Source organism: Micromonospora sonneratiae (assembly GCF_042679305.1).
Classification (GTDB): domain Bacteria; phylum Actinomycetota; class Actinomycetes; order Mycobacteriales; family Micromonosporaceae; genus Micromonospora_H; species Micromonospora_H sonneratiae.
Window position 1 is genome coordinate 1 of record NZ_JBHTMP010000096.1, and the last position, 18,716, is coordinate 18,716.

The window sequence follows — 18,716 nt, forward strand, 5'->3', positions numbered from 1 at the left end:
CGCCGGACGCCGGCACCGGGGCGGCTTCTGCCGGAGCCGCCGGGGCGTCCCCCTCCGACGGGCCCGCAGGCCCGTCCGCAGCCCGGGCTGGTCGCGCGGCGGTGTCCGGATCACCGTCAACGGCCGGGGCACCATCGACGGTCGAGGCACCGTCAACGGTCGAGGCACCGTCGACGGCCGGGGCACCCTCGATGGCCTGGTCACCCTTGACGGCCGGAACCGGTTCGCCGTCGGGGCCCGGGTTCGGGCCACCACCGCCAGGCGGGTCCACACCACCGGCCGTACCGCTGGGAACGGGAGTGGTGGCCGTACCGGCAGCGGTGGCGGTCATCGGGGTGCCCTGGGCCACCCGAGCGCAGTAGAACCCGCCCGAACGGTAGTGCAGCAGTGCCGGATCGGTGGGCAGCACCGCCGCCGCAACCGCCGCGTTCCCCTCGTGTCCGGACGAGCCGATGGTGTAGAAGCCTTCGCCGAAACTGCGCAGCCAGCGGGCGGCGAGGTCCAGATGTCGACTGGTCAGCTGGGCGTCGAACAGTTCCAGGGCGCGGGCACCGGTCAGGGTGGCACCGTCACGGACCGGCCCGTCAGGCGAGCGACGGCTGGTCGGGGCGGAAAGACCGCCAACCGCCTTCCGGAACCGTTCGTCGAGATCTTGGGGGGTGGTCACGTCGGACAGCATTACCCAATCGAGCCATCGACAACCAGTCAGACACGTTTCGCCGCTTCGGTGTGTCGCGCTGTTCAGTCAGCTTGGCAGGGTTCGGGACAGCCGCCGTCGGAGACCTTCCAGACCAGGTCACGGAGGTTGGCCAGCTCCTCGTTGGTGAGGCCGGCGAGAAGTCGTGAATCGGACAGGACGCGGAACACGTCGTCACGGACCCGTCGGCCCGCATCGGTGACCACGAGTGTCTTGAGCCGACGGTCGGCCGGATCGGTACGGCGTTGCACGAGACCGGCATTCTCCAGCTTGTCGACCAGGGCGGTGACGTTGGAGCGGTCGCAGCCCAGCCGTTCGGCGAGGTCCCGGGCGGGCAACGGATGATCGGGGTCCAGCTGGTACAGCGCGCGGGCTGCCGCCGGGGTCAGCCCGAGTTGGGCGAGGTCGGCGTTCTGGTAGTGCCGGAGCGCATCGGCGAGGTGCATGATCCGGCGCACGACGTCTCCGGCCAGCGAGGTTCGGTCAAGCACGCTTGAGCCGCTGGTCGGGACCGTGTTCTGCGCCATAACTCACATCGTACTTGCGGAAAGATAGTTTAGTAGCTCTACTATCGAGCAGCTCACACAATCGACCCCCGGGTCGTCCCCTGCAATCCCCGGGTCGCCCCCTGGATCTGATCAAGGAAGTTTGATGTCCGAATTTTCCGTGCTGGCCATCTCGGGCAGCCTCCGCGACGCCTCGTACAACTCCGCACTCATCCGGGCCGCGCAGCGCGTCGCCCCGGCGGAACTCCGCATCGAGCAGTACACCAGGCTGGCTGAGATCCCGCCCTTCAACCAGGAACTCGAGGAGCAGCCTCCGGCGACCGTGGTCGACCTGCGGGAGCGGATCGCAGCCGCCGACGCGCTGCTGATCGCCACTCCGGAGTACAACTACGGCGTGCCGGGCGTGCTCAAGAACGCGCTCGACTGGGCGTCCCGGCCCACCTTCCCGGTCTCCGTATGGGTCTCGCCGCTGGCACACAAGCCGGTGGCCATCGCCGGTGCCGCCCCCACCGGCATGGGCAGCGTGCGGGCCCAGCTCCAGCTCCGGCAGCTGTTCCTCTGCACCGACTCGGCCGTGGTGGCCAAGCCCGAGGTCATCATCACCAACGCCCAGGAGAAGTTCTCCGCCGACGGGACGATCAAGGACGAGACGACCGAGACCATGCTGCGCGGCCTGCTCGACGCGCTGACCGCCAAGATCCGCGCAACCCGGCTGGCCACCACGGCCAACTGACCGCGCAGCGGCATCCGGCTCACCATGCTGGAGCCGTACGTGACCCGGTGGTGGCCCGGTCCAGTGGACCGGGCCACCACCGGGCACCTGCCCGGATACCGGGTCTACTCGCGCCAGCCGGCCAGCTCGATGCCCTTGGCCAACTCCACCCGGAGCCCGATGAGGATCTCCCGGGACTCTCCCGCCGCAAGCTGGAGCCGCCAGCTCAACCGGCCCAGGTCACCACGTTCGGCCGGAGCCGGCTCGAGCCGCAGCTCGCGTACGACGACCGCCTCGTCGCGGGACACCGGCAACTGGTCCAGCACCGTCACCGCCGCCGCCCGGGGCGTGTGGTTGGCCACCGTGATCCGGTACTCCACCTCCCGCCGTCGGGTCGAGCCCAGGGTCGCCTTGGTGTCGCTACGCCGGGCCAGTTCCCGCTCCACGCGTACCCGGTCGTCCAGACCGAGCGCCAGTTCGACCTCCTCGCCCGGAGCCCACCTCGGAAGCTGGGTACCGGCCACGAAGTCGTTGCCGTGGAACACCGACGCCTTTCCGGCCGGCAGCGTGTGCGTCGACCCGTTGACCACCGTCGCGCGCAGGTGCGCCTCCTCCGCGCGTACCGGAGCGGTCAGATAGTCCAGGGTCGTCGGCAGCTCCAGCACAGCGACGGTGGCGCGGTGGGCAGTGCCATCGGCGGGTACGGCCACCGGCCGCGTCGGCCGGTAGGTCGCCGCCGCCACCCCCTGCTCGATGGTCGCGACGCTCTCCCGGACCGGGGCGGCCCCGGTGCGCGCCATCGGAGCGGGCCGAGGCACGGCACCCGCCGGTTCGGGCATGGCCGCCATCTGCATCGTGGCCCCGAACGTGGGGGGAGCCGGAGCGACGGGCGCCGGTGGACGCACCCGGTCGAGGTACCACGGATCCAACTCGGGCACGGTCGCCGACGCCGACGGGCGAGCGGTCGACAGCAGCAGCTCGCACTCCGGCCAGTCCTCCCCGGTGCGCTGGGTCACCAACCCGAACCAGGTGAGCGTCAGGTTGTCCTCGATCAGCCGCAGGTCGTACGACGACTGCCAGCCGGCGCCGGTCACCACGTACGACAATTCAAGCTGGACCTCGGCGTCGTCCGCGCCCACCTCCACCGTCACCTCGGCGGCCAGCCGGTCCGGTCGTTGCCGGCCGGTCAGCGCCTTGAGCTTCCGTTCGATCATGGCCAGCCGGTCCTCGGCGATCCGCCGTCGGCCGGTCAACTCCCGCTGACGCGCCCGCGACTCGCTGAGCTGGCCGGCCACCGACTCGGCAAAGGTGCCGACGTCGGCCGGCGTGGCCTCACCGGCGGCAAGCGCCCGGGCATAGGTGCTGCCGGCCCGCTGGGCCAGGGTGCCGAGGAACTCGGCGCGCTGCGCCTCGACGGCATCGGCGTCGGCCAGTTCGGTCAGCTCCACCGACACCGTCCAGCGCTGCGCCTCTAGGTCGACCACCGTGGGGTCGGGGCTCTGGTCGTGGCGCTGGGTCACCACGTCCACGCCGAGTACGGTGGCCGGCCCGGTCCCACCGACCCGGATCGAGTCACGTTGCAGGTTCAACGGCAGCGGGCCCACCTGCACCCGGTGCAACCCGGCGGGCAGGGAGATCGGTCCCCGGCGGGTCACCCGGGCACGGTCGGGATAGACGGTCACGGCAACGATCGGTGCGTCAATCTGTGCTGGGGTCACAGCGCGAGGCTAGTCATCCCCTGCCATCCCCGCCGCCCCAAGATCCGCAGCGCCGGGCGACCCAAGATCCGCAGCGCCGGGCGGCCCGGGATCCGCAGCACCCGGCGGCCCGGGATCCGCAGCGCCCGGATGGACACCCGCTCTCAGCCGGGCGGGCACCTCTCAACCGGGCAGGAACGAGAAGCGGACCTGGCGGGTGTCGTTGTCGCCGTTCAGGTCGACCAGACAGATCGACTGCCAGGTGCCCAGCGCCAGCCGGCCGCCGAGCACCGGCAACGTCGCGTACGGGGCGATGAAGGCGGGCATCACGTGGTCCCGGCCATGGCCGGCTGATCCGTGCCGGTGCCGCCACCGCTCGTCGGCCGGCAGCAGGTCGTCGAGCGCGGTCAGCAGATCGTCGTCCGAGCCGGCCCCGGTCTCGATGATCGCCAGACCGGCGGTGGCGTGCGGTACGAAGACGTGCAGCAGCCCGTCACCCTCGCCGACGAGGAACCTTTCCGCCTGCTGGGTGATGTCCCGGACCGCCGGGCGGGAACCGGTCCGAACCGTGATCACTTCGCTGCGCATGGGCCCTAGTCTGCCCGAGCGGTCAGGAAGGGGCCCTTGTACGACAGAAACCGATGGGAAGGGGACCTTCCTTGCATCTAGTTACCGGCGAGTACCTGTGTCGCGCGTCGCGTCTGGGTGGACTAGAGGTGACTTAACCAGGTATCAGGAGGCAGGATGGCGTCAGAGACCTATCCCACACACACAACCGAGGGACCGCCTGTGGCTACGGAACGCAAGCGCCCGGTGATCAGCGACGGCCTGCCGAGCCAGCTTCCGGACATCGACCCTGAAGAGACCGCCGAATGGGTCGAGTCGCTAGATGGTGTTATCGACGAACGCGGCGCCAAACGCGCCCGCTACGTCATGCTGCGTCTGCTCGAGCGGGCACGCGAACGCCAGGTCGGGGTGCCGCCCCTGACCACCACCGACTACATCAACACCATCCCGTCGGAGCAGGAACCCTGGTTCCCCGGGGATGAGCACATAGAGCGCCGTATCCGGGCCTACATCCGGTGGAACGCGGCGATGCTGGTGCACCGCGCGCAGCGGCCGGAGATCGGCGTCGGTGGGCACATCTCCACCTTCGCCAGCTCGGCGTCGCTGTACGAGGTCGGTTTCAACCACTTCTTCCGTGGCAAGAACCACCCGGGTGGCGGCGACCAGATCTTCTACCAGGGCCACGCCTCCCCCGGCATGTACGCCCGCGCGTTCCTCGAGGGGCGGCTGAGCGAGTACGAGCTCGACGGTTTCCGGCAGGAGCTGTCCCACCCGGGCGGCGGTCTGCCGTCGTACCCGCACCCTCGGCTGATGCCGGACTTCTGGGAGTTCCCGACGGTCTCGATGGGGCTGGGCGGGCTCAACGCGATCTACCAGGCCCGGTTCAACCGTTACCTGCACAACCGGGGCATCAAGGACACCTCCGACCAGCGGGTGTGGGCCTTCCTCGGCGACGGCGAGATGGACGAGGCGGAGACGCTCGGCGCGATCGGCGTGGCCGCCCGGGAGGAACTGGACAACCTCACCTTCGTCATCAACTGCAACCTGCAGCGGCTCGACGGCCCGGTCCGGGGCAACGGCAAGGTCATGCAGGAGCTGGAGGCGTTCTTCCGCGGTGCCGGCTGGAACGTGATCAAGGTGGTCTGGGGCCGGGAGTGGGACCCGCTGCTGGCGGCGGACACCGACGGGGCGCTGGTCAACCTGATGAACGTCACCCCCGACGGTGACTACCAGACCTACAAGGCGGAGTCCGGGGCCTTCGTCCGGGAGCACTTCTTCGGCCGCGACCAGCGCACCCGCAAGATGGTGGAGCATCTCTCCGACGACGAGATCTGGAACCTCAAGCGTGGTGGCCACGACTACCGCAAGCTCTACGCGGCCTACAAGGCGGCGACCGAGCACACCGGTCAGCCGACGGTCATCCTGGCCAAGACGATCAAGGGCTGGACGCTCGGTTCGAGCTTCGAGGGCCGCAACGCGACCCACCAGATGAAGAAGCTGACGCTGGACGACCTGAAGACCTTCCGCGACCGCCTCTACCTGGACATCCCGGACTCGGCGCTGGAGAGCAACCCCTACCTGCCGCCGTACTACCGGCCGGCGGAGGACTCCGAGGAGATGGTGTACCTGCAGGAGCGCCGCGCCGCGCTCGGCGGCCCGCTGCCCTCGCGTAAGGTCACCGCTCCTCCGCTGCGGATCCCGGACTCGGCCCGGTTCGGCGACCTCAAGAAGGGCTCCGGCAAGCAGAAGGTGGCCACCACCATGGCCTTCGTCCGGCTGCTCAAGGACCTGATGAAGGACAAGGAGTTCGGGCGGCACTGGGTGCCGATCATCCCGGACGAGGCCCGCACCTTCGGCATGGACTCGCTCTTCCCGACCCAGAAGATCTACTCGCCGCACGGGCAGAACTACACGGCGGTCGACCGGGAGCTGTTCCTGTCGTACAAGGAGGCGACCACCGGGCAGATCCTGCACGAGGGCATCAACGAGGCTGGCTCGGTGGCGTCGTTCACCGCCGCCGGCACGGCGTACGCCACGCACGGCGTACCGATGATCCCGATGTACATGTTCTACTCGATGTTCGGTTTCCAGCGCACCGCCGACGGGATGTGGGCCGCCGCCGACCAGATGGCGCGGGGCTTCCTGCTCGGTGCCACGGCGGGCCGGACCACGCTCAACGGTGAGGGCCTGCAGCACGAGGACGGGCACTCGCTGCTGATCGCGGCGACGAACCCGGCGGTGGTGGCGTACGACCCGGCGTTCGGGTTCGAGATCGCCCACATCGTCGAGAACGGCCTGCACCGGATGTACGGCCAGGAGCAGGAGAACGTCTTCTACTACCTGACCGTCTACAACGAGCCGATCCTGCAGCCGGCGGAGCCGGCCGACGTCGACGTCGAGGGTGTGCTCAAGGGCATCTACCGGTACGCGCCGGCACCGTCGGTTCCGGCCGGCGGGAACGGCCCGGCGCCTCGGGCGAACATCCTGGCCTCCGGTACGGGCATGCAGTGGGCGCTGAAGGCGCAGCAGCTGCTGGCCCAGGACTGGGGTGTGGCGGCCGACGTATGGTCGGTCACCTCGTGGACCGAGCTGCGCCGGGACGCGGTCGAGTGCGAGGAGCACAACCTGCTCAACCCGGGCGACACGCCGCGGGTGCCGTACATCGCACGCAAGCTGGCCGACGCGGATGGGCCGAAGATCGCGGTCAGCGACTGGATGCGGGCGGTACCGGACCTGGTCGCGCGTTGGATTCCGGGCGACTACACGTCGCTGGGCACCGACGGATTCGGGATGTCGGACACCCGGCACGCGCTGCGTCGGCACTTCCGGGTCGACGCCGAGTCGATCACCGTGGCGACGCTGCGTCAACTGGCGCTGCGCGGTGTAGTACCGGCATCGGTACCGGCCGAGGCGGCCAAGAAGTACGCCATCGACGACGTGGCCTCGGCCCCGGTCGGCGAGACCGGCGGCGACGCGTAGGCCTCGGCGACGCGTAGGACGTCAGTTCCACCGGTCAGGGGCGGGTGGCGACGGGGTATCCCGTTCCACCCGCCCCTGTCTGTGTCGGCCACGGTCGGCTCAGCATTTCAATCCCGCGCCGACGGCCCCGCGACTGGTGACGGCCCGGCCACCGGTGTCCGGGAGGTCGGTGGCAGCGGCACCGGCGGTTGCTTCGTCGCCCTCGGCCGGGTGCAGCAGGTCGTCCAGCCGGACGTCCGTCCCACCGGGCGCGACCAACTCGCCGAGTCGAGCCAGTGAGCCCTCCAGTCCCGCCCCCACCCGACGTCTCCCCAGGCGCAGCAGCGCCTTACTGACCGGACCGGCCGGCCACCGCACCACGATCAGGCGTACCCCGGTCGCATCCCCGTCGGCCATAAGTTGCACGTACACCTCGGTACGGGCCTCGGACCGGGCCCCGGCCCCCTTCGCCCGCTCCCGCCAGCCGATGAGTTTCGGTTCCTGGTAGGCGATCACCTCGGCCTCACCGGACGCACCCCGGCCGGCCTGGACCCGCTGGCGCCGCCCGTAGCCCTCGCCGGAGAGCACCTCGGCCTGGCGTACGCCGGCCAGCCAGGATGGAAGTTTCTCGGCTCGCTGGACCACCTCCCAGACCTTCTCGATCGGCACCCCGACGCGCCCGCTGCGTTCAACGAGAATCATCTTTGTTGCCTCCATAAAGGACATGCCTCGACATTGGCACTCTATGCACATTTCCGGACAGAACAGGAAGGCTTCCCCTCGACACGCCGGGCGGACTAGAGTCCGAGCACATTTCACGTTTCGAGGAGAGCCAATGACCGAGGCGGCACAGCTCAACTTCCCGGCCGGATTCACCTGGGGCGTGTCCACGTCCGCGTACCAGATCGAGGGTGCGACCAGCCAGGACGGTCGTGGAACATCCATCTGGGACACCTTCGCCCACCAGCCGGGCCGGGTCGTCGACGGTACGACCGGTGACGTCGCCTGCGACCACTACCACCGCTATCCGGAGGACGTCGCACTGATGGCGGACCTGGGTGTGTCGGCCTACCGGTTCTCCATCGCCTGGCCCCGGATCCAGCCCGACGGCACCAGCCCGGCCAACCCGGCCGGCCTCGCCTTCTACGACCGGCTGGTGGATGCCCTCCTCGACAGGGGAATCGACCCGGTCGCCACGCTGTTCCACTGGGACCTGCCGCAGGCCCTAGAGGACCGGGGCGGCTGGCTGGCCCGGGACACCGCGTACCGGTTCGCCGAGTACGCCGACCTGGTCGCCCGGCAACTCGGCGACCGGGTCAAACTGTGGATCACGCTCAACGAACCGTTCGTGCACATGAGCTACGGCTACGGCATGGGCGTACACGCGCCCGGCAGGATGCACCTGTTCGACGCGTTCCCGGTCGCCCACCACCAACTGCTCGGGCACGGGCTGGCCGTCGACGCGCTGCGCGCCCACACCGGCAACCCGATCGGCATCGCCAACAACTACTCACCGGTGTGGCTACGCGGTGACACCGAGGCGGACCGGGCCGCCGCCGGGGCGTACGACGCGCTGCACAACCGGCTCTTCACCGACCCGCTGTTCGGCCGGGGCTACCCCGGGGAGCTCGCGCTGGACTCGGCGGTCACCCCGGACGGACCGGTGGTCCGCGAGGGCGATCTGGAGATCGTCGCCAGGCCGATCGACTTCCTCGGCGTCAACTACTACAACCCGACCGGGGTACGGGCACCGGAGGAGGACGGCCCGCTGCCGTTCGACCTGGTGCCGCTGGACGGCTACCCGACCACCAACTTCGACTGGCCGGTGGCACCCGACGGCCTGCTCGACCTGCTCACCACGCTACGGACGACCTACGGCGAAGCGCTACCGCCGATCCACATCACCGAGGGCGGCTGCTCGTACGACGACGTACTCACCGCCGACGGCCACTGCGACGACCCGGAACGGGTCGCCTACCTGGCCGGCCACCTACAGGCGGTCCGCGAGGCGATGGACGCGGGAGTCGACGTACGGGGCTACTTCGTCTGGTCGCTGATGGACAACTTCGAGTGGGCCGAGGGCTTCACCAAGCGGTTCGGGCTGGTGCACGTCGACTTCGACACCCAGGTACGGACCCCCAAGACGTCGTACGCCTGGTATCGCGACCTGATCGCGCGTCAACCGTGACCGCCCTCGACCCGGCGGCAGCCCTGCCGGACCCGGCGAGGGCGGCGTCGCTGCCCGCCGCGCTGGCCGAACCGACCGTCCCGGTACGTCGGGGCTGGATCGCGCTGATCTTCGGCGCCAACCTCGGCGTCTGGATGGCCTTCTTCACCCCGATCCAGGTGCTGCTCCCCCAACAGGTGGAACTGATCGCGCCAGCCGACAAGGAGACGATGCTGGGCATCGTCACCGGCCTCGGCGCGTTGGCCGCAGTGATCGCCAACCCGCTGGCCGGCGCCCTGTCCGACCGGACCTGCCTGCGGCTGGGCGGGCGGGAGTTCGGCCGGCGGCACGTCTGGACCGTCCTCGGCGCGCTGCTCGGCGCGGCAAGCCTGCTGCTGCTGGCCCAGCAGCGGACCATCCTCGGCGTCACGGTGGGCTGGATCGCCGCCCAGGTCTGCTTCAACGCGATGCTGGCGACGCTCACCGCCGCGATCCCGGACCGGGTACCGGTGGCCCAGCGGGGCGGGGTGTCCGGCTGGGTGGGCATCCCGCAGTCCCTCGGTCTGGTGCTGGGGGTGGTGCTGGTGACCACGGTCGTCACCGGCAACTCGGCCGGGTACGCCGTGGTGGCCGCCGCGGTGCTGCTGCTGGCACTGCCGTTCACGCTGCTCACCGCCGACGACCCGCTGCCGCGTACCCACCGACCGGCGCTGCGGTGGCGGGAGTTGTTCGCCGAGTTGTGGATCAGTCCGCGTCGGCACCCGGACTTCGCCTGGGCCTGGATCACCCGGTTCCTGGTCCAGGTGGGCAACGCGCTGGGCACGCTCTATCTGCTCTACTTCCTCAAGGACAAGGTGCGCCACGGCGACCCGGAGGGTGGCCTGCTCATCCTGGTCCTGCTCTACACCGTCGGTCTGATGGCCACCGCGGTCGTCGCCGGCCGCATCTCCGACCGCTCCGGTCGGCGCAAGATCTTCGTGATCTGGTCCGGAATCATCATGGCGGTCGCCGCACTCCTGCTGGCTGCCTGGCCGATCTGGCCGGTCGCCGTGGCTGCGGCGCTGCTACTCGGCGCGGGCTACGGCGTCTACGTGTCCGTCGACGCGGCACTGATCACCCAGGTCCTGCCCCAGGCCGCCGACCGGGCCAAGGACCTGGGTGTGATCAACATTGCCAACTCGGCGCCACAGGTGCTGGGTCCGGCGCTGTCCGCGCCGATCGTCGTGTACCTCGGCGGCTACGCCACGCTCTACGCGGTCACCGCCGTGGTGACCCTGCTCGGCAGCGCCCTGGTAGTGAAGATCCGCACCGTCGCCTGATCGGGTGGCGCACCGTCCCCTGATCGGGGGGTAGGGAAGGGTCCCTTGTCATCGCGCTCTGCCTTGGAAGGGGCCCTTCCCGACAGCTCAGCGGACCGCCGTAGGCTATTACTGTGACGGTACGCGTACGATTTGCCCCTTCCCCGACAGGCATGTTCCATGTCGGCGGTGCCCGCTCGGCCCTACAGAACTGGATCTTCGCCAAGCAACAGGGCGGCGTCTTCGTGCTGCGTGTCGAGGACACCGACGCGGCCCGGAACCGCCCCGAGTGGACCGAGGGCATCCTGTCGGCGCTGGACTGGATCGGCATCGAACGCGGCACGTACGAGGGACCGTACTTCCAGTCGCAGAACGCCGAGCAGCACCGGGAGGCCGCCGCGAAGCTGTACGACGCCGGCCGGGCGTACTACTGCGACTGCACCCGGGAGGCGGTCCAGGCCCGTACCGGCTCGCAGTACCAGGGGTACGACGGCTTCTGCCGGGACCGGGGGCTCGGGCCGGGCGAGGGCCGCGCACTGCGCTTCCGTACGCCGGACGAGGGTGCCACCGTGGTGGTCGACCTGATCCGGGGCGAGCCGACCTTCGAGAACAGGCTGATCGAGGACTTCGTGATCGCCCGGGGCGACGGATCCCCGGTGTTCCTGCTGGCCAACGTGGTCGACGACATGATCATGGGCATCACCCACGTCATCCGTGCCGAGGAGCACCTGCCCAACACCCCCAAGCAGCAGTTGCTGTGGGAGGCGCTCGGGGTCAAGCCGCCGGTGTGGGCGCACGTGCCGGTGGTGGTCAACGAGAAGCGGCAGAAGCTCTCCAAGCGGCGCGACAAGGTCGCGCTGGAGGCGTACAAGGACGAGGGCTACCTCGCCTCGGCGATGCGCAACTACCTGATGCTGCTCGGCTGGGCCCCCTCCGGCGACCGGGAGATCGTGCCCTGGTCGGTGATCGAGGACGAGTTCCGGCTCACCGAGGTCAACCCGTCGCCGGCCTTCTTCGACGAGAAGAAGCTGCGGGCCTTCAACGGCGAGTACATCCGGGCGCTGCCGGTCGAGGAGTTCATCGAGGCCTGCCAGCCGTGGCTGACCGGCACCGACACGATCGCACCGCCGCCGTGGCAGCCGGAGGAGTTCGACCCGGCCGCGTTCGCTGCCGTGGCACCGTTGGCCCAGACCCGGATCGCCGTACTCAGCGAGATCGTGCCGAACGTCGACTTCCTGTTCCTGGCTTCGCCCCTGATCGACGAGGCGGCGTGGGCCAAGACGATGAAGGAAGGCTCGGCCGAACTGCTCGACGACGCCATCGCCGCCTTCGACGCCCTGCCCACGTGGGACGCTGAGACGCTCAAGGCCACCCTGGAAGAGGTCGGCGCAGCGCGCGGCCTCAAGCTCGGCAAGACCCAGGCACCGGTACGGGTCGCGGTGACCGGCCGTACGGTCGGCCTGCCACTGTTCGAGTCACTGGAGGTGCTCGGCCGCGAGCGGACCCTCACCCGGCTGCGCGCCGCCCGCGTCCGACTGCCCTGATCCGGCTGGCCCGACCGACTGACCGACTGACCGGACCGACCGGCGGTCCGGGCCGGCGGTCCGGGCCGGACCGTCCTGACTGTTGCCCCCGCCGACCGTGGCGGGGGCAACAGTGTCTTCCGGCCGGCAAACCGACCGGGGTCTCCGGTGCAACGTGATCGGGTTTCCAGCCGACCCGACCGGGTCTGCGGCGAAGTGTCGACCGGGTCTCAGATGGAACGCCGGTGGCGACGCCAGAGCAGGGCACCGGCGGCCAGCAACACCAGAAGGCCACCGCCGGACCACATCCACCAGGAGGACGAGGCGGCCCCATCGTCGTTCGTGGCCGGCACGAACGCCGGCGATGCGGACGAGGTGGGCGAGGCGTCAGCCGTGGGGCTGGCCGTCGGGCTCGGTGTCGCCGCAGCGGTGGGGGTCGAGCCGACCGTCAGGGTGAACCTGACCTTCCCCTTCACCGGATGTCCGTCGCCGGAGGCGACCTCGTACTCGATGAGGTACTGCCCGGCCGGTCCGGGTCTGAACGGCACCGTCACCTTGGAACCGGCGAAGACCGGCTCCCCGCCCTGCGCCGGCACACTGTCCGGACCGGTCACAGTGACCTTCGTGGTCCCCGGATCGAGTCGAGATAGGAAGGTCAGCTGGACCCGCTCCGGCGCCTTCGCCAACTGCGCCCCGTCGCTCGGGTCGCTACCGGTCAACGAGTTGTGTGCAGCCGCCGGACCGGCGGGCAACAACACGCAAAGCACCCCCACGATGACCCCGAGCAGCAGTCTCCCGATACGGGTCCCCCGGTCGCCCATGAACGCCTCCACACAGATACGATCTTTCCTCTGATCGACGGTTCGTCATTAGTCGACCCGAGATCGCAGATAGTTCCAAATACTGCTCGACCAGGTGCAACCGAGCACTGTTGGCCGGAGTCTAGTTAGGTAGGTGCCGGTTCTGCCCCAGGCAGGACCGCTGTGCCCTATCGGCCAACCCCATGCATGACCAGTCAAGGCCATTCATCGAACGGGGCGAGGAGATCGGCGATGGTCCGAATGGTGAGTCGTCGGCTGGCGGTCATCGCCGCAACGCTGGTCGGGTTCAGCCTGCCGATCACCGTACAGACATCGGCCGGTGCCGCACCATCACCACCGCCGGCCGCCCCGGCGTCGGTCACGATCACCGGGGACGGTATCGAGACACCGCTGCAGCTGCGGGCCGAGGACGACGCCGTACTGTTCGAGTCGGTCATGGACCAGGTGAGCTGGTTGAAAGGCGCCGGGCACGCGCCCGCACCGAAGCCGGCCGACCTGGGTGCCAAGTTCACCGTAGTGGTGCTGGCGGGTGAGGTCGCCAAGCAGACGTACGACCTCTACCCGATGGCCAAGGGCGGGCCTCGCGCCTTCCGCCCGGCCGAGCAGCCGGATCGACGCAAGGTCACCGCCGCCTGGTTCTACGGACGGCTCAACATGTCCGAAACGCTACGCTCCGTCGGCGTGCCACTGCCCGAGCAACGCGACCTGGTCGGCGGCACCGGAGGCGGCGAGCGGGCGGCCTCGGACAACGCCGTCAACGCCAGCGACGACCTCGATCAGCTCTTCGGCGACCTACGCCAGGTGCTGCTGCTCAACGCCGCCGTGATCGTCTTCATCACCCTCGGTCTGGCCGGCATCTCACTGCTGGTACGCCGTCGGACCCGATGACCACCCGCGCCGCCGGCCCGCTGTCGTCAGCACCATCGGCGCGGTGGCCGTTCCCGCCGGTTGACCCGCTGCCTCGGTCGGACCGCACCGTGCCGATGCGCCCCGGCCCAGCCGGCCCGATCCGTACGGCAGGTCGACGGCGCAGTCATCGCATCGGTGTCCGAGACCCTGGCAACCACCTCGGCGACGCTGTCCTGGTCATGTGAGCCCGATCGCTGGCAGGGCACCGGGCCGACCTGTGCGCAGTCCTCCGTCCAGTGGACGCAGGGGTCACCGGAGGCCGGATCCCCGGGCCGGATCGCGGTCTCCCCAGCCGGCTGCGGGCCGGCACCGTACGCCCGGCAGAGCTGTCGGGCGACGGCGGGCGGCCCGGACGGTGCAGCCTGGTTGTTGACGAGGCACGGTTGCTCGCTGTCGGCGGAGCCGGGATCGGCCTCCCCCTGCGCCATGTCGGTCTCCTCACGCTCGCCGCCACCCGGGTGGGCAGGATCGCCCGCCCGATTATCGCCGCCGTGACGTGTGGCCCCGGCGGGCGGCGAGCCGCACTGGGCTCTGTCACCGTACTGGCTGGGTGCGACAGGGGGTCGGCTCAGGTCCGGTCCGCAGATCCGGTCCGCAGGTCGGGCTCAGGTTTCCGATCGGGCGGGGAAGAGCGTCGCCCAGACCGGAAAGGCAACCAGCCAGATCACGATCGCCACGCTGAGCCGCAGCATCCAGGCCAGCAGTTCACCGGTCCGGCTGGCATCGTCGACCATCAGGATGCCGCCGCCCAGCAACGCACAGGCGACCGCCCAGCCCAGCACGCCCTTGCCCCACTCGCGCCACTCGTAGCGGGCCCGTGCCCAGCCACCCTTCGGCGGCTTCCACGGCGGTGGTCCCCCCGCGAAGCGATGGGCGAACCGCTGATCGGCCCAGCGGATCATGGAATGCCCGAAGGCGATCGAGAACCCGAGGTAGGCGGCGGCCAGGCCGTGGGTGAAGTTCGCCGTCGCCCCACGACGGAGGTCGATCACGGTGGCGGCCAGCAGCACCAGATCGATCAACGGTACGGAGATCAGCAGGGCCAGGCCCAGTCGACGCATCCGTAGCAGGTAGCGGGCGACCAGCCCGGCCCCCAGCAGCACCCAGAACCCGATCTCGCACGCGGCGATGACCGCCAGCACCATGCCCTGTCCCCCTGTTCCTCGCCACCAGCCTTCCGCACGACCAGCGCCGTCACGTCCACGCCAATGGTGAGATCCGGGTCCGTCGAAGGATGGACGCGTACATCCTTCGACGGACCCGGGGCGGCTCACACTCGTCAACAGGGCCGATACGGTCGGAGCAGCGGTGTGATGGGATCGGGCAATGGTCGAACGGCTGGGGCTGAAGCGCGGCACGCTACGGCGTGACCTCGCGATAGCCGCCACCTACCTGGCCGGTGGTCTGGCGCTGCTCGGCCTGGACGTCTACCCGAACTTCAACCTCGGTCTCGAACCGCCAGCGGTCGTGTTCCTGGGCACCCTCGTCACCGCCTGCGTGGCGGTGGCGATCCGCCGGATCGCCCCCCGGAGCAGCCTGGCGGTCGGTAGCGTCGCCATCGTCGTCGACCTGGCGTTCGGTGCCTCCCTGGGCACCATCCTGGTCTACGGCCAGGTGCTCTTCGACGCCTGCGTCTACGGCACGTCCCGGATGTGGCGCTGGCTGCTCCGGATCCAACTGGCCCTCACCGGGGTCGGCGCGGTGGCCGGGATCGTACTGCTCCGGTCCTGGCAGGGCATCGTCTTCGGGGTGTTCGTGGTGCTGATCGGCCTCCTGCCGGTGGTCACCGGGATCAGCGTGCGGCAGTACCGGGACCAGGCGGTGGCCGAACGGGCCCGCGCGGCGGCCGAACGGGCGCGCGCAGAGCAGACCGCCCGACTGGTCGAACTCGACCGGCAACAGGCGGTCGCTGCCGAACGCACCCGGATGGCCAGGGAACTGCACGACGTCATCGCCAACCACCTCAGTGCGGTGGCGATCCACGCCACGGCGGCGCTGTCGGTACGCGGGCTGGACCGGGAGCAGGTGGACCAGGCGCTGCGGGTGATCCGGGAGAACAGCGTGCAGGGACTTGCCGAGATGCGGCAGATGATCGGTCTGCTCCGCGATCCGGACCGGGCCGGCAGAGCACCGACTGACGAGCCGGCGTCCGGGGCGGTCGCCGAGGCGACCCGGGTCCGACTCGCCGAGGTGGACCGGTTGGTCGCCCAGGCCCGCGACGCCGGCCTGTCGGTGCGGCTGGAGACGACGGGCCGGGCGCAGTCGCTACCGGTCAGCGTGGATCTGGCCGCCTACCGGATCGTGCAGGAGTCCCTGACCAACGCACTCAAACACGGATCCGGGCAGGCGTCGCTGGTCGTCGACTACCAACCGGAACTGGTCAGTGTCACCATCGAGAACCCGCTGCCGGACCGTACCGGTGGCAGCGCGCTGCCCGGAGCAGGGGCCGGGCTGATCGGAATGCGGGAACGGGCCGCCCTGCTGCACGGCCGGTTCGACGCCGGCCCCCGTGGACCCGGATGGCGGGTACACGCCGAACTGCCAACCACGGAGTTGCACACATGACCGGGAACGTCCGGGTCCTGATCGCCGACGACCAGGATGCGGTCCGGGCCGGACTGGCGCTGATCCTCGCCGGCACACCCGGGATCGAGGTGGTCGGGCAGGCGGCGGACGGGGAGGAGGCGGTGGCCCTGTGCCGATCCCTGCGCCCCGACGTCGCCGTGCTCGACGTACGCATGCCCCGGTTGGACGGGATCTCCGCAACCCGGGAGATCGTCACGGACGGACTCGCCGACGTACTGGTGCTGACCACGTTCGACATCGACGAGTACGTCTTCGGGGCGCTACGGGCCGGTGCCTCCGGATTCCTGCTCAAGGACACCGACGCCGAGGGGCTGGTCGACGCGGTCCGTACGGTGGCCCGGGGTGAGGGCATCATCGCGCCCGGGGTGACCCGTCGACTGATCAACGCCTTCGCCACCAGCGCACCAGCACCGTCGGCGGCGACCCTGGCCGCCGTCCGGGAGCTCACCCCACGCGAACGCCACGTACTGGCCTGCCTCGGTCTGGGGCTGTCAAACCAGCAGATCGCGGATCGACTGGCGATGGCCGAGAGCACCACGAAGACCCACGTCAGCCGGATCCTCACCAAGCTCGGGCTGCGCAGCCGGGTCCAGGCTGCCATCCTGGCCCAGGAGCTGGACCTACCGACTCCCTGACCCCTACCGGTGGATCAGGAAGCGCCTGTCCCGTCCCGGTCTGCCGCACCCGGCACGGTTGTCGTCCCGGTCCAGCGGGCGGCCAGCGGGACCACCCCCAGCACCAGCAGCCAGCCGCCCAGCACATCGGCGGGCCAGTGTGCCAGCAGGGCCAGCCGGGTCACCCCGATGAAGATCGCAAAGGCGGTCGCCAGGGTCACCAGGACGATCCGCCCGGTCCGGGCCAGCCGCGACCACAGCAGCAGTACGGCCACCAACGCGACCGTGGCACCGTTGGCGGTGTGTCCGCTGGGAAAGCCGTTGCTGGTGGCGGTGACGAACCCGGCCAGCGGGCGGGGCTGGTGTACCAGCCCGTGCAGCAGCCCCCACAGCACGGGCACCACGACGGTGGCCACGGCGCAGAGCAGGGCGGCTCGCCGCCACCCCCGGCCCAGCAGCGCCAGCGAGGCGATCAGACCACCGATCAGGAAGGGCAGCGGGGCGACGACGTCGGTGAGGATCCGCAGCACCGCCACGACGTCGGGGTGCCGGTGGCCGTACTCCCGGAAGGCGGCGCTGACCGAGGCGTCGAAGCTGTTCAGTGGGGCCCAGTCACCGACCACCAGGGCCAACAGCACCAGGAAGCCGCCCAGGGCCAGCAGTGGTACAGCCAGCGGTGGTCGGGCAATCATCGGTGGATGATGACACGATCGGCGGCGCTCCGCCGAGCTCTTGACCGGCAGGACGGCCCGGGCGGCGTACGGCCGATCGGCCTCGCTGCGCCCCTCGCCGTACGGCATGGCAGGCTGGACCGGTGGTGACCGACCCGGACGGCGGTGAGCTGGCAGCCACGCTGCGCCGGATCGAGCGCGCGGCGGGCACGCTGGCCACTGCCAGCGTGGCCCGGATGGACGAGACGCTGCCCTGGTTCCGTACCCTGCCGGCCGACCAGCGCTCCTGGGTCATGCTGGTCGCCCAGGCCGGGGTGCGTTCACTGGTGACATGGCTGCGGCAGGGTGGCGCGGCCGACAGCACCCAGGAGCTGTCCGACGACGTGTTCGCGGCAGCGCCACGGGCGCTGGCCAGGTCGATCAGCCTGCAACAGACCGTAGCGTTGATCAAGGTGACGATCGACGTGGTGGAGGAGCAGGTCCCGGACCTCGCCGCCCCGGGCGAGGAGCAACTGCTGCGTGAGGTGGTGCTCCAGTTCTCCAGGGAGATCGCCTTCTCGGCCGCCCGGGCGTATGCGCGGGCCGCCGAGTCCCGGGGCGCCTGGGACGCCCGGCTCCAAGCGTTGCTGGTGGACGCGCTGCTGCGCGGTGACTCCCCGGACGAGTTGGCCAGCCGGGCGGCTGCCCTGGGCTGGGGGGACGCACCGCCGGTGGCGGTGGCGGTGGGCCGCTCCCCGGGTGGCGAGGTGGCCGCGGTGCTGCACACCGTCTACCGCGCGGCCCGACGGATCGGCGTGGAGATCATCGGCGGGGTGCACGGCGACCGCCTGGTGATCGTGCTCGGCGGCGCGTCGAACCCACTGGCGGCCACCGAGAAACTGCTGGCCGGCTTCGGCGCGGGCCCGGTCGTGGTGGGCCCGGCGGTGCCGAGTCTGGACGAGGCCACCGACTCCGCTCGCGCGGCGCTGGCCGGCTTCCGGGCGGCACCGG

General features: G+C 70.3%; 16 protein-coding genes and 2 pseudogenes. 9 read left to right on the forward strand and 9 right to left on the reverse strand.

Going from position 1 to position 18,716, the window contains the following annotated elements:
- Together ACFQ4H_RS32485 and ACFQ4H_RS32490 are read right to left on the reverse strand one after the other, a co-directional pair.
- A pseudogene (locus tag ACFQ4H_RS32485) lies at nucleotides 1-679 on the reverse strand (transketolase); the annotation flags it as partial.
- A gap of 62 nt (nucleotides 680-741) precedes the next feature.
- Nucleotides 742-1,224 (reverse strand): MarR family winged helix-turn-helix transcriptional regulator, encoded by a 483-nt coding sequence (locus ACFQ4H_RS32490; RefSeq protein ID WP_377578677.1) that lies wholly within the window; start codon nucleotides 1,222-1,224, stop codon nucleotides 742-744.
- Nucleotides 1,225-1,348: 124 nt separating this feature from the next.
- Here ACFQ4H_RS32490 and ACFQ4H_RS32495 point away from each other — a divergent pair, with 124 nt between their 5' ends.
- On the forward strand, nucleotides 1,349-1,936 hold the full coding sequence (locus tag ACFQ4H_RS32495; RefSeq protein WP_377578679.1) for an NADPH-dependent FMN reductase: 588 nt from the start codon (nucleotides 1,349-1,351) through the stop codon (nucleotides 1,934-1,936).
- Nucleotides 1,937-2,040: 104 nt separating this feature from the next.
- On the opposite strand, the gene ACFQ4H_RS32500 is transcribed toward ACFQ4H_RS32495, so the two are convergent.
- Together ACFQ4H_RS32500 and ACFQ4H_RS32505 are read right to left on the reverse strand one after the other, a co-directional pair.
- On the reverse strand, nucleotides 2,041-3,633 hold the full coding sequence (locus ACFQ4H_RS32500) for a DUF4139 domain-containing protein (RefSeq protein ID WP_377578681.1): 1,593 nt from the start codon (nucleotides 3,631-3,633) through the stop codon (nucleotides 2,041-2,043).
- 162 nt (nucleotides 3,634-3,795) lie between these two features.
- Nucleotides 3,796-4,200: a secondary thiamine-phosphate synthase enzyme YjbQ gene (locus ACFQ4H_RS32505; RefSeq protein WP_377578683.1), complete on the reverse strand. Its 405-nt coding sequence runs from the start codon at nucleotides 4,198-4,200 to the stop codon at nucleotides 3,796-3,798.
- Nucleotides 4,201-4,401: 201 nt separating this feature from the next.
- Between ACFQ4H_RS32505 and aceE the strand changes: the two genes are divergently transcribed.
- A complete protein-coding gene (gene aceE, locus ACFQ4H_RS32510) occupies nucleotides 4,402-7,158 on the forward strand; it encodes a pyruvate dehydrogenase (acetyl-transferring), homodimeric type (protein ID WP_377578685.1) in 2,757 nt (918 codons plus the stop codon).
- Between the two features lie 243 nt (nucleotides 7,159-7,401).
- On the opposite strand, the pseudogene ACFQ4H_RS32515 reads toward aceE, so the two are convergent.
- Nucleotides 7,402-7,839: pseudogene (locus ACFQ4H_RS32515) on the reverse strand (SRPBCC family protein); the annotation flags it as partial.
- 133 nt (nucleotides 7,840-7,972) lie between these two features.
- Between ACFQ4H_RS32515 and ACFQ4H_RS32520 the strand changes: the two are divergent.
- The 3 genes from ACFQ4H_RS32520 to gltX all read left to right on the forward strand — a co-directional run bounded on the left by ACFQ4H_RS32520 (nucleotide 7,973) and on the right by gltX (nucleotide 12,146).
- Entirely contained in the window at nucleotides 7,973-9,325 is a 1,353-nt protein-coding gene (locus ACFQ4H_RS32520) for a GH1 family beta-glucosidase (protein ID WP_377578687.1), read from the forward strand.
- Nucleotides 9,322-10,623, forward strand: coding sequence for an MFS transporter (locus ACFQ4H_RS32525; RefSeq protein WP_377578689.1), 1,302 nt, complete (start codon nucleotides 9,322-9,324; stop codon nucleotides 10,621-10,623). The genes ACFQ4H_RS32520 and ACFQ4H_RS32525 overlap by 4 nt, the downstream gene beginning before the upstream one ends.
- A gap of 113 nt (nucleotides 10,624-10,736) precedes the next feature.
- On the forward strand, nucleotides 10,737-12,146 hold the full coding sequence (gltX, locus tag ACFQ4H_RS32530; RefSeq protein ID WP_377578691.1) for a glutamate--tRNA ligase: 1,410 nt from the start codon (nucleotides 10,737-10,739) through the stop codon (nucleotides 12,144-12,146).
- Nucleotides 12,147-12,355: 209 nt separating this feature from the next.
- Here gltX and ACFQ4H_RS32535 read toward each other — a convergent pair whose 3' ends face one another.
- Nucleotides 12,356-12,946, reverse strand: a complete 591-nt coding sequence (locus tag ACFQ4H_RS32535; RefSeq protein ID WP_377578693.1) for a copper resistance CopC family protein — start codon at nucleotides 12,944-12,946, stop codon at nucleotides 12,356-12,358.
- 231 nt (nucleotides 12,947-13,177) lie between these two features.
- Between ACFQ4H_RS32535 and ACFQ4H_RS32540 the strand changes: the two genes are divergently transcribed.
- Nucleotides 13,178-13,834 (forward strand): hypothetical protein, encoded by a 657-nt coding sequence (locus ACFQ4H_RS32540; RefSeq protein ID WP_377578695.1) that lies wholly within the window; start codon nucleotides 13,178-13,180, stop codon nucleotides 13,832-13,834.
- A 26-nt stretch (nucleotides 13,835-13,860) separates the two neighbouring features.
- On the opposite strand, the gene ACFQ4H_RS32545 is transcribed toward ACFQ4H_RS32540, so the two are convergent.
- Together ACFQ4H_RS32545 and ACFQ4H_RS32550 are read right to left on the reverse strand one after the other, a co-directional pair.
- Nucleotides 13,861-14,283 (reverse strand): hypothetical protein, encoded by a 423-nt coding sequence (locus ACFQ4H_RS32545; protein ID WP_377578697.1) that lies wholly within the window; start codon nucleotides 14,281-14,283, stop codon nucleotides 13,861-13,863.
- Nucleotides 14,284-14,460: 177 nt separating this feature from the next.
- On the reverse strand, nucleotides 14,461-15,000 hold the full coding sequence (locus tag ACFQ4H_RS32550) for a hypothetical protein (RefSeq protein WP_377578699.1): 540 nt from the start codon (nucleotides 14,998-15,000) through the stop codon (nucleotides 14,461-14,463).
- A 181-nt stretch (nucleotides 15,001-15,181) separates the two neighbouring features.
- On the opposite strand from ACFQ4H_RS32550, the gene ACFQ4H_RS32555 reads away from it, so the two are divergent.
- Together ACFQ4H_RS32555 and ACFQ4H_RS32560 are read left to right on the forward strand one after the other, a co-directional pair.
- Complete coding sequence (locus tag ACFQ4H_RS32555) at nucleotides 15,182-16,420, forward strand: sensor histidine kinase (protein ID WP_377578701.1); 1,239 nt, start codon at nucleotides 15,182-15,184, stop codon at nucleotides 16,418-16,420.
- The gene (locus tag ACFQ4H_RS32560; RefSeq protein ID WP_377578703.1) at nucleotides 16,417-17,076 is read left to right on the forward strand and encodes a response regulator; all 660 of its coding nucleotides are present in this window, start codon (nucleotides 16,417-16,419) and stop codon (nucleotides 17,074-17,076) included. Before ACFQ4H_RS32555 ends, ACFQ4H_RS32560 begins: the two co-directional genes overlap by 4 nt.
- 14 nt (nucleotides 17,077-17,090) lie before the next feature.
- On the opposite strand, the gene ACFQ4H_RS32565 is transcribed toward ACFQ4H_RS32560, so the two are convergent.
- On the reverse strand, nucleotides 17,091-17,747 hold the full coding sequence (locus ACFQ4H_RS32565) for a phosphatase PAP2 family protein (RefSeq protein WP_377578705.1): 657 nt from the start codon (nucleotides 17,745-17,747) through the stop codon (nucleotides 17,091-17,093).
- Nucleotides 17,748-17,869: 122 nt separating this feature from the next.
- Here ACFQ4H_RS32565 and ACFQ4H_RS32570 point away from each other — a divergent pair.
- The coding region (locus ACFQ4H_RS32570; RefSeq protein ID WP_377578707.1) for a PucR family transcriptional regulator at nucleotides 17,870-18,716 on the forward strand (847 nt) is incomplete at its 3' end.

Excerpts from the sequence above, each read along its gene's own strand:
- ACFQ4H_RS32490 (WP_377578677.1), bottom strand. The coding sequence starts at position 1,224 with ATGGCGCAGAACACGGTCCCGACCAGCGGCTCAAGCGTGCTTGACCGA.
- ACFQ4H_RS32495 (WP_377578679.1), top strand. The coding sequence starts at position 1,349 with ATGTCCGAATTTTCCGTGCTGGCCATCTCGGGCAGCCTCCGCGACGCC.
- ACFQ4H_RS32505 (WP_377578683.1), bottom strand. The coding sequence starts at position 4,200 with ATGCGCAGCGAAGTGATCACGGTTCGGACCGGTTCCCGCCCGGCGGTC.
- ACFQ4H_RS32520 (WP_377578687.1), top strand. The coding sequence starts at position 7,973 with ATGACCGAGGCGGCACAGCTCAACTTCCCGGCCGGATTCACCTGGGGC.
- ACFQ4H_RS32535 (WP_377578693.1), bottom strand. The coding sequence starts at position 12,946 with ATGGGCGACCGGGGGACCCGTATCGGGAGACTGCTGCTCGGGGTCATC.
- ACFQ4H_RS32540 (WP_377578695.1), top strand. The coding sequence starts at position 13,178 with ATGGTCCGAATGGTGAGTCGTCGGCTGGCGGTCATCGCCGCAACGCTG.
- ACFQ4H_RS32545 (WP_377578697.1), bottom strand. The coding sequence starts at position 14,283 with ATGGCGCAGGGGGAGGCCGATCCCGGCTCCGCCGACAGCGAGCAACCG.
- ACFQ4H_RS32550 (WP_377578699.1), bottom strand. The coding sequence starts at position 15,000 with ATGGTGCTGGCGGTCATCGCCGCGTGCGAGATCGGGTTCTGGGTGCTG.
- ACFQ4H_RS32555 (WP_377578701.1), top strand. The coding sequence starts at position 15,182 with ATGGTCGAACGGCTGGGGCTGAAGCGCGGCACGCTACGGCGTGACCTC.
- ACFQ4H_RS32560 (WP_377578703.1), top strand. The coding sequence starts at position 16,417 with ATGACCGGGAACGTCCGGGTCCTGATCGCCGACGACCAGGATGCGGTC.
- ACFQ4H_RS32565 (WP_377578705.1), bottom strand. The coding sequence starts at position 17,747 with ATGATTGCCCGACCACCGCTGGCTGTACCACTGCTGGCCCTGGGCGGC.